Below are 7,889 nucleotides of genomic sequence, written 5' to 3' on the forward strand. Positions count from 1 at the left end.
ATGGATACTAGTTCTAAGTACATGAAGTCTTTGGAGAGCCTTGGCTTTCCAAAGCATTACATTGGCTTACGGTGGTATAACATTGTTGAGTCAGAGCGTAACGCTCATATTAAAAAGTTGCAGAACAAGCACGAGGAGACTAATGGCGTGCTTGTTAACGGATTGGATGTTGAAGGAAATAATGTTTTAAGCATCGGTTTTGCCGATGAACTTTCATCACGATATTACTCCGCAGCGGCGATAGTTTCAAAAGCCATTAGTGAAAACTATCCAAGTGCCTTTTTTGTACAAGAGCTAGAAGATGGCACTTATTGGTACCTGTTAATCAAGGACCATGTCCCTGTTGGTGTTAATAATGACGTAATACTCGATGACATTGATGCCGTAGTTTCACTCATGAATGAACATTACCAAATGTTTGATCTTGATGAAGTGAAACTACGTTATGTCGTTCCTCGAGAAATTACGGAGCGAGTATCTGCTGTTTTTGAGGAAGACTTAAGCCTATACCAAGATGTTGATTACGCGACGATAAACGATGCTGTAGATGATACACGTTTCGCTCAGATCAAAACCGTTGAATCATTATTGAACACTAACCCGCTCACACGCATCCCAAAGAAGGCGTTACTAGTAACTTCTGTATTGCTAGCTGCCTTAATCGGGGTTAACCACCTCAGAAATAATAGTGATACTGAAGAATTGGTGTACGACTTAGATGCTATAGCAGCTTCAGCGCTAGAGAAAAGTAATACAAGAATCGTTGGAAATTCTTCAAGAGCGAAGCCAAATGTAAATGTGCTCGCATCGGACGCTCTCAGTGCAAGTGAGGAAGAAGCAAAATGGCTAAGTCAACGTTTAGTCGCTTCAAATCCGAAACAGGTAATTTCACAGTTCGTTAAATATGTTGAAGCTCTCCCTGTCAACGTTAAAGGTTGGTATCCAGAAAAAATAGATCTGAGATTAAAGGCAATCATCACTAAGGAATTCTCCACGGTTGGAGACTTTGCAGACATTGAAATGTTTCATCAAATAAAAGTGTTCTGGAGGAATGGGGGGGCTTCAGTAGCTGACTTTAGAGACTCAACTGAATTCGAAGGGGAAGTACTTTACTTACTCCACGGAGAAATGATTGAAACTACCTCACTCAAACCACTTCCGTTACCTAAACAAAATTTTGAACCTTTAGATGCCATTACTTTTATTTCAGACACAAAAGGTAAGTACCTAGATATTTTAAGCTTTGTACAAAATGAGAGTAGAACGAGTGGTGGGAAGTTCACTGGAAATATCAACACGTCTATAAGAAAAAAGCGTGAAACTCCATTCAAGAACCTCATCTATGAATATTCAATTGAACAACCTGAAATAGACTACACAACACTTGAACTGAATCTTGCAACTAGCGGATATGGCTGGTCATTTAAAAATTTACCTAGACTAGCCAAACAGCTAGATGAATTCCCTCATTTAATGGTCACAAAGATCTCTTTAAACCTTGAAACAGAAGAGATGACCATGACGCTTCATTACATACACGATAAAACAATTTTGAACCGAGAAGAGGAGGAAAAGACCTTATGATCACTCGAATCAAGCTATTACAAACGTTAGTTGCCACGACTTTGATTGCGTCCAATTTCTCGCATGCAAAACAAGAAACTTACGGCGATATTCAATCCAAACGCCAACTATCCATTTCACAAAATGAATCATTATCAGATCTTAGTCTAGCTGAAGCTGAAAAAGCTCACCGTAATCGGATGAAAGTTTTGGATAATGAATACCTCAATTTACTACAAATTGAAAAAGGCTTATCAACTAAGGTGCAAACAAAGCCAGCGGACGACCCTAAACTAGTGGAGATGCGCCAGCAGCAAGCTTTTCAGCGCAAGCTAGCGATGCAAAAAGACCAAGACATTGACAAGCTAATTTCAGAGATGGAGTCTCAAATCTTCCTGGTCGATGTCTACGAAGTTGCTGGGTTGATTAGAGGTGAGTTTTGGTATCAAGGCGCCAATGAAGTATTAACCGAAAACGCTATTTTTGGTGACTGGCTTGTCAAAAAACTTAATTTCGAAGGCGCGTTAGTCGTACCTATCGACCCAAATACCGGTATGGAAAAAAAGAATGGCCAAAGAAACTTAAGGCTGATGAGTGAAGAAGAGGCGATCTCTCGATTCAAAAAGGCCCAAGCTTTTAGAGACCAAATTGTTGAAAATAAATTATCAGAAGTGTCTTTAGGCGGTTTTTCTACTTCACCAGCTACGTTCATGCCAAATTCTTCTCCCTCTGAAGGTTTAATGTTCCGTTAGGAGTTTCTATGAGTTCTGATACCAATTCATTGTTTCCAGTCCAGAGAAGTGAGCGAAGTCTAGTTACAACAGGTAACTCAGACTTGGTACATATTAGTAATCAACATATTTTGGCGCGATATCTAAATGATGCCAAAAACGCGACCTTCTTTATAAATGATCAGCCATATACTAAGCGGTCTGACTTACAGTGGAATATTGGAGACGTTTTACCTCAACACAAAATGACCAATCCTCTTTACGGCAAGAAGTACGTAATAGCAAGCTCAAAGCTAACATTCAATGACCAAGAAAAATCCGTGTACACAGTATTAATGACAAGTGACCTCCGTACACACTTTCCTAGTATCAAAACTTCTCTTATTTCAGATATGGGGCTTACAAACAGAGCCTCTCTAAATCTGGTCAAAGTTCAATGTACTGAAGAACTTATTCATGCTTTTGCCGACCATACAACAGAAACTGAATCACTGGCAAAAGACGATGAAGGTAGAGCCTTTAAAGAAATCTGCAAAAAGATTATGACTCAATATCCAAGTTGTAGTGATATTCACTTTGAGGTTTCGTGTATTCCGGGTGCTTCATTAATCAGAATACGAGTGGATGGGAATCTCCAGGTTTTTGCAGAGTATCAGTATGACTTTCTATATCAGACAGTTGATGTGGCCTACAACATTATTGGTGGTGACCGAAGTGCCGGTAGTTCCATCGAAGGTAACAACTTAAACTGGAATGAACCACGAACAGCGAAGTTTGTGTATATAGAAGATGTAAATCGAGTCGAATTCCGCGTCGAGTTTCTACCTCGTACAATAGAAAAGGGGGGAGACTTATGTTGTCGTATTTCCGCAGGCTTGAATGGTGCCAAAGTAAGGCCAATTAAAGACACAGGCTATCACCCAGCTGCATTGAAACTCATTAAGAAAAAATCTGCAATGAAGCAGGGCAATATTCTATTAGCTGGTATCACAGGGTCTGGTAAAAGCCAATCTATGTATTCGATCTACGACTACTTGAAGGATCTTTATCAAGGCACCAGAAAGTTTATTGTTGTTGAGAACCCAGTTGAAATGAACCTTGAGGGTATTACACAGATCAACCTTGAAGACAATACGACAGCGCATGACAATGAAAGAAACAGTATTGAGACTAAATTCAGGAGGGTATTAGAAGCTAACCTTCGTTCAGACCCAGACGTTATGGGCGCAGGAGAAGTTCGCTGTAAAAACTCCGCCACTTTTTCGATGGAGGCATCAAAGACTGGACACCTATGTTTGTCGACCATTCATGCAGGTGGGGTTTTCGAAGTCCCAGGGCGTATTGATTCATGGGGAATACCGAGATCTGTTTATTTGAACCCTAGCAGCTTAACACTCATCATCGCGCAATCCTTATTAAGACAAGTGTGCCCTTGCTGTTCAAAAACCTACGATGAGCTCCCTTCCGATTCCCCTGAAGTCTATTCACTTATTGAATCACTTGCTGACTTGGAACTACTCGAATATTTGAAGGATGTAAGATTCGCGACGAATGGAGGGTGTGAGCATTGCAACTACTCATCTGACGGAAGAATCGGAAGGACGCCTGTTGCTGAAGCGTTAGCACCCGACGCTACTATTCGTAAGTTATGGGTACAATCAAAGGACAATGAAGCGCACGCCTATTGGTATAACAATGGTGGTTTCACCAAGCTGGAGCATGCTATTTACAAAATGTGCAGGGGTGAACTGGATCCGGTCATTATTGAATCTGAGATAGATGAACTTGTAGAGAGCAAACGACTAAGAGTTGAACTGGGCGTTTCCCTATATCACCCGAAAGGATAACCACATGTTGAGAAAAAAGCTACACGAAAACATAGTAGACGCCAAGAAGATATACCTTGACGATGACGTCTATGAACGAATTATGCTCAAGTTACTAAACCTTCGGTTATCTTCAGAATCCAAGAAGAATATGTTGGACAAAATTGCAACTCGATTAAAAGATGGGGATGCTGTTACCAAATCTTTGTCATCACTATTAGGCGCATATAAAAACCAGCAACCAAGAAGTGTTGAGACTAAGTTCTTGAAGATCTTGAACGAACGGTACACATACAAGCCAAGATTGTCTTATATGCTGGCTCCGTTCTTTGACAGTATGACAATTGGTGTAGTTAGTGCGATCGAAGAAGAAAAGAGCTCACATCAGATTTTGCACTTATGTGTTAGTAATCTCGAGCGTAAGAACAAGATGAAGGGTGTGGCGATACTAGGGGTTTTAGGGCCTATATTTTCAATGATGTTGATCATTGGTGCGTGTACTGGTGCTCACCTTTGGATCTATAAAAACCTGTTTAGAGGTCTCTCAGTTGAAAAAACGGGATTGTTAATGACTATGTCCAGTTTTACAGGAAATGTGTATCAATATTCTCCTTTTTTATTCGTTGTCCTCTTCATATACATGATTTGGACCATATGGAGCATCCCCAATCAAATCAGAAAGCGGCCAACAAATTTGCCTCCATGGAACATTATTGACAGTGTCAATTCTGCAGTTGCATTGCAAACATACGGTGAACTTTTAAAGGTAGGTGTATCAAGTACAGATGCCCTTGAAATGATTGGTCGGTACCAAAGTCCATACGTTAAGTTTTGGTGTCAAAAGATTCGTATGCGGATGGTAAATGGGTACACAGAAGGTCGTGCTTTATCATGCGATTTTTTTAAAAAAGGCCCAAGGATTGAAATAGAGTCGTACGCTCTAACGTCGTCCTTCTCAACCAAAATAGAGCGCATTAGCGAAGAAGTCTTTAAATCAACGGAGCAGCTCGTAACAAGAATGACTAACAGCATACTTATATTTTCTTCACTTGGGCTTGTATCAACTGTCGCATTAATAAGTATGTCTATGATGAGCCTTAAGGCTGTGTAAATAAAACTTGTCTTATATACGCTATAGGTATATAAAAAACCAGAGCAACTAACAAAGGGATTAAATATGCTTTTTTTCAGTAAAAAACAACCTGTAGAGCAAGGCGGAAAACATCGAAAACGCTTCGGCGCATTGTTCTCTATTGAATATGCAGTTGTGCTTGCTGCTGTAGGTGTAACAGTTGGTTATATGTTATCAACGCAAGGCGATACTAACGAAGCAACATTGGTCAATAATGCCAAAACAGACATCCTGCAAGCCGTAGAGAAAGCTCGCAAAACCAACGGGACTTTTGATGACTACAGCACCTTCAACAACACTGACTGTTACGATAAAGACATTTTCCCATCTAGCTGGCGCAGCAGCACACAAGATGAATTTACGACACCTTTTGCAGACGACGGCCTTACGTGTGGTTCAGCGGATTCGGCAACGAATAAAGCGGGTATTACAACCACAGGTACAGGAAAATTCTTCACATTTGCATTTTCAAATGTTGAAACCTCGCAATGTAACAACTTGGTTGGAGCACTATTCGAACAAATGATTGAAATCCAAGTTGAAGGCACACGCATTGACGGTAACAACACGATGAAAACTCAGTGTGCTTCGGCTGATGAAGTAACCGTAACGCTTATCCACCGATAGGTAAGAGGCCAGTATGAAGATTTCAACCTTACAGACACGATACAAAAAGCAGGGTGGTTTCGTTTTGCAGGTTGGAATCGTACTGGCCATGTTCGCACTCTCGTTAATCATGACTGTTTTTTTAAGGATTCAGAGTGAAAACTTAAATATGCAACGTGACAACTTACAAGGGCAGCGAATTTCTACGTATATCCACGCCATTAAAAATGCGAGTACACAAGCTGGCTCACTTGCTCAATGGAATGTCGCAGGGCAACCTTTTGAAGACGGTGCAGTTCATATCGGCACTCTATGGTTAAAGGACGTTGCTTGCGGAGGACCTCAACCTGATGAATATCTTTTTTGTGATTTCGAAAATGCACCAGTAATTGGTGATGACATGCAGTATCGAAGTGAAATATCAAACGATGGTACAACGTTAAATATCGCAGTAGAGGTATCAAACGATACACGTACACGAGGGTTTGAATTTAATGGTGAGAATGGAGTTACCCGCTCATGTGGCATTGCAACTGTAGCAGGTGGCGGCTTATCAAATACTGCGTTTGATGGTTCGCTTGCTAATGTCGATTGCGACACAGATACAGGCATCATTACTTTTGATATAGCTTGGAACTCGGCAACTTCAGAAGACCTCAGTATCCGTGGTTTAAACTCACCACTTACTGCGATACCTTGGGGAGGGCAAAACCTCGACGACATGGATCGGTTAGAAGTTTCAACAATAGTAGACCGTGATGACCCTGTATTCACTTTAGACTTAGACGGTACAAGTGAACTCAACGTTTTAAACGCAAACGAAATTAACGCTACTGATGGCACAATCGACAATCTAACATCTACTGACGGTACCATTACCACTCTTGATGGTACCAACCTTAACTACACAAACGTAACAGCTGGTACAGCAAGTATAACCACATCAATCAATCAATTTGACGCAGCTCAATTCAACAATTTTGCGGGGGGCTTGGCAGTTGGTACAGGTACTAACATTTCAACACTCGAAAATGGGTCAATCTTCGTTCCAGGTTCAATTGTCGACTCCAATGACAGTAGTATGTTCTTCAACCCAGGCGGTGTATCGCGAACAGAAGACATACGTTTAACGAGCCGCGGGGGTGTATCGTTATCAAATCTTACCCCAAATTATGTCCATAAAGGCGCAACGACTATATATGGTCAAGGGGTACTCAATAGAGTAGATTGCGGAGATGGCTTTGGAGTAACTGCTAATCGATTGGTTGTTAACTGGGAAGATAGCAAATCGAGCATCGCGGACAATGGAAGTATTGTTTCAAATTATGCTTATAATCGCGTTCGAGTCCAAACCAACGGTACTGCATACTTAGTGCAACTTCTTGGCTACGATTTTATTGCGCGAGATTGGACCGTTATGACCGATAACCGAGCACTCCTTACAATATATTGTTATTACCCATAATTACATCTTTCATTTAAAAGCAATAAGCACTACAATGCCTATATCTAACATGTTATATATTGGAGAAGGCTATGAATTTTGTATTGGCACTAGTATTTGGCCTAATTCGCACGCCTGCATTGATCTACTATGTAGTGACTGGTGTCGTTATCTATGTCATTACGAATCTTCTTCGAATTGTATTTTTACCTCTCAGATTCCTTAACACCAATATGCCTGGTGTTTATGGTCTTGGTCTTAGCTTGTTTATCATCATAGCCGCAACACATGGTTTTCTGTATCTAAAATCCGAGATGCAACCACTACTCGATAGTCAACTATTTGTTACTGTTCCAACAATACTTCTAACTATTGAGAATATGGGAAGCGCAACTCTAGAAGGGTTTTACATGTTAAAAGAAGCAGTTCCAAAACCGGATGTAATGTTCAACTGGACTAAAACTTACTTGTTTGATTGGGATATCAGAAACATTTTTATAGGGTGGTGGGTTATTTTGGCCTCGCAGTTTGGCCCCATCATTTATTACCTTTCACACCGCTTCTTTTATGTTATCGGCATGGAAGAC

The 7,889-nt window shown here is 40.7% G+C and carries 7 protein-coding genes; all 7 read left to right on the plus strand.

Annotated elements, in window-relative coordinates:
• Complete coding sequence (locus tag OCT63_RS18360; protein ID WP_269984265.1) at window positions 1–1,584, plus strand: type 4b pilus protein PilO2; 1,584 nt, start codon at window positions 1–3, stop codon at window positions 1,582–1,584.
• Window positions 1,581–2,315 carry a hypothetical protein gene (locus OCT63_RS18365; protein ID WP_269984266.1) on the plus strand — a complete coding sequence of 245 codons (735 nt, stop codon included), beginning with the start codon at window positions 1,581–1,583 and terminating at the stop codon, window positions 2,313–2,315. Before OCT63_RS18360 ends, OCT63_RS18365 begins: the two co-directional genes overlap by 4 nt.
• Window positions 2,316–2,323: 8 nt before the next feature.
• Window positions 2,324–4,141, plus strand: coding sequence for a GspE/PulE family protein (locus tag OCT63_RS18370; protein WP_269984267.1), 1,818 nt, complete (start codon window positions 2,324–2,326; stop codon window positions 4,139–4,141).
• 4 nt (window positions 4,142–4,145) lie between these two features.
• Window positions 4,146–5,231, plus strand: a complete 1,086-nt coding sequence (locus OCT63_RS18375; protein ID WP_269984268.1) for a hypothetical protein — start codon at window positions 4,146–4,148, stop codon at window positions 5,229–5,231.
• Window positions 5,232–5,297: 66 nt separating this feature from the next.
• Complete coding sequence (locus OCT63_RS18380; protein ID WP_269984269.1) at window positions 5,298–5,879, plus strand: hypothetical protein; 582 nt, start codon at window positions 5,298–5,300, stop codon at window positions 5,877–5,879.
• Between the two features lie 13 nt (window positions 5,880–5,892).
• A complete protein-coding gene (locus OCT63_RS18385) occupies window positions 5,893–7,323 on the plus strand; it encodes a hypothetical protein (RefSeq protein WP_269984270.1) in 1,431 nt (476 codons plus the stop codon).
• 71 nt (window positions 7,324–7,394) lie between these two features.
• On the plus strand, window positions 7,395–7,889 hold a 495-nt coding region (locus tag OCT63_RS18390), incomplete at its 3' end, for a hypothetical protein (protein WP_269984271.1).

The sequence above is a fragment of the Vibrio sp. RW genome, assembly GCF_027587105.1.
Classification (GTDB): Bacteria; Pseudomonadota; Gammaproteobacteria; order Enterobacterales; family Vibrionaceae; genus Vibrio; species Vibrio toranzoniae.